Source organism: uncultured Ruthenibacterium sp., assembly GCF_963558415.1.
GTDB lineage: Bacteria > Bacillota > Clostridia > Oscillospirales > Ruminococcaceae > Ruthenibacterium.
In genome coordinates, this window is sequence record NZ_CAUWGY010000153.1 from 1 (window position 1) to 2019 (window position 2019).

1 protein-coding gene and 1 pseudogene are annotated in these 2019 nt (G+C 52.6%); one reads left to right on the forward strand and one right to left on the reverse strand.

The genetic code is table 11. The features are described 5' to 3' along the window. The coding region (locus tag AB5H98_RS13325) for a CBS domain-containing protein (RefSeq protein WP_367926368.1) at positions 1 to 754 on the reverse strand (754 nt) is incomplete at its 3' end. Between the two features lie 400 nt (positions 755 to 1154). Between AB5H98_RS13325 and AB5H98_RS13330 the strand changes: the two are divergent. Continuing rightward, positions 1155 to 2019, forward strand: a pseudogene (locus AB5H98_RS13330) (pyruvate:ferredoxin (flavodoxin) oxidoreductase); the annotation flags it as partial.

The window sequence follows — 2019 nt, forward strand, 5'->3', positions numbered from 1 at the left end:
AAGCCTCGGGCACAAACATGGCCTTGCGCATGTGGTTCGATGCCAGTTCGCTGCTGCGGGCAGGGTCGTCCCACAATCCGAACAGATCCTTCACGTGCAGCATGCCCACTACGTCGTCCAGTGTTTTGTGATACACGGGAATGCGGGAGATGCCCTCGGCCATCGCCAGGCGCACCACGTCGCCAATGTTGGCCGTGTCCGCCACACTGACGATCTCCGTGCGGTGTGTCATCACATCCACCGCGGTCACATCGTCGAATTCTACGATGCTGGCAATCATTTTTTTCTGATTCTCATCAATGAGGGACTGCTCTTCTACGTCCTCCACCATGTTCATCAGTTCTTCTTCAGTGACGTTGCTGTTTGCCGAAATGCCCGCCAGCTTCAAACTCAATTTGGCAGGTGCGGTCAGCAGCATGCCCAACACATCGCCAAACTTTCCCTTGCCTTTCTGCGCACCTGCAAAGCCAAAGGAAAAAACCACCACGCAAATCAGAACAAATACCAGTAAGCCGGGAATTGCCCACAACAAAAGAGCGTGATGCTTCAGCTCATCGCAAAGCTGCCAGAAAAAAGCACCGAACAAAACAAAAAACAAAGCGGTCATTCCGGCCGCACGGTCGGAAAATCCAAGACGTGAAGGTTTTTCCCTCTCATCGTCCCCCGCAAGCGCGCCGCCCGCCCAATAGGCGGCCAGCAAAGAACAAAGGCCCAATACCACACAGATTACAATAGAAAGACCATCCGGGTCCATGTAACAATAAACACTCCTTTTTGGAGCGCTCCCGAAGGCAGCGCATAATTACTATATATAATAAAGGATTTCGCAAATTCTGTCAATTTAAAGGCTACCTGTAAAGGCTTGTTAAACTTAACCGGTTTCATACAGTTGAAATCCACAAAGAATTCGCGTCCCACGATGCGGAATTTGTGATTTTTTACCCGAAAAACCACTGGAAAGCGCAGGATGCTTGTTTACTTTTGGCGGCAAGTTTGCTACAATAATACCGAGCGCGAACAGTTGAACTCTCTCGTTTTCCAAGGGCGCCGGCGGCGATTTTTGCGGTGCACGTGGCCGCAAAACATACGCGGGTCCGCAGATTGCGGGGGCGCGGCTGTTCTGCATTCAAAACATTTGAAGCGGAGGAAGAAAAATGCCAAGATCTAAAAAATCTATGGACGGCAACACCGCTGCTGCGCATGTAGCATATGCGTTTACAGAAGTTGCCGGTATCTACCCCATCACCCCGTCCAGCCCGATGGCGGACATGGTTGACCAGTGGAGCGCTGCTCACCAGAAAAACATCTTCGGTACCGAAGTAAAGGTCATGGAGATGCAGTCTGAGGCAGGCGCTGCGGGAACCGTTCACGGCTCTCTGGCTGCTGGCGCTCTGACCACCACATTCACGGCTTCTCAGGGCCTGTTGCTGATGATTCCGAATATGTACAAGATTGCAGGTGAGTTGTTGCCCTGCGTGTTCCATGTGTCCGCGCGTACCGTTGCGAGCCATGCACTGAACATCTTCGGTGACCATTCCGACGTATATGCCTGCCGTCAGACCGGTTTTGCTATGCTGGCCGAGTCCAACCCCCAGGAAGTTATGGATCTGGGCCCTGTGGCTCACCTGACTGCCATCGAAAGCCGCGTTCCTTTTGTGAACTTCTTCGACGGCTTCCGCACTTCTCATGAGATCCAGAAAATCGAAGTGTGGGATTACGACGATCTGAAAGAAATGACCGATATGGACGCTGTGAAAGCGTTCCGCGATCATGCGCTGAGCCCCGAGCATCCTTCTATGCGCGGTTCTCACGAAAACGGCGACATCTTCTTCCAGCACCGTGAGGCTTGCAACAAATTCTACGAGGCTGTTCCCGGCATCGCCGAGAAATACATGCACAAGATCAACGAGAAACTGGGCACTCACTACGAGCTGTTCGAGTACTACGGCGCACCCGACGCAGAACGCGTCATCATCGCCATGGGCTCCATCTGCGACGTGGCTGAGGAAGTCATCGACT